The organism is Pseudomonas sp. PS02303 (assembly GCF_029959925.1).
GTDB lineage: Bacteria > Pseudomonadota > Gammaproteobacteria > Pseudomonadales > Pseudomonadaceae > Aquipseudomonas > Aquipseudomonas mandelii.
In genome coordinates, this window is sequence record NZ_JASCOM010000595.1 from 1 (window position 1) to 255 (window position 255).

Annotated in this window: 1 protein-coding gene; it reads right to left on the reverse strand. The window is 63.1% G+C overall.

Annotation, left to right across the window (positions count from 1 at the left end; translation table 11 throughout):
- A partial coding sequence (locus tag QMX98_RS35180) for an AMP-binding protein (protein ID WP_282412113.1) occupies positions 1 to 255 on the reverse strand: 255 nt, incomplete at both ends.

Below are 255 nucleotides of genomic sequence, written 5' to 3' on the forward strand. Positions count from 1 at the left end.
TGCTGCCATCAGCACCTTCAACAGCGGCTTGACCCGACGCCATCATCGCGCGGATCGCGGTCGGTGCGGTGTAGAGGATGTTGACCTTGTGCTTGTCGACGATCTTCGCCACCCGGGTGATGTCCGGGTAGTTCGGCACGCCTTCGAACAGCAGCGTGGTCGCGCCGTTGGCCAATGGGCCGTAGACGATATAGCTGTGGCCAGTGACCCAGCCGACGTCGGCGGTGCACCAGTAAACTTCGCCCGGGCGGTAGT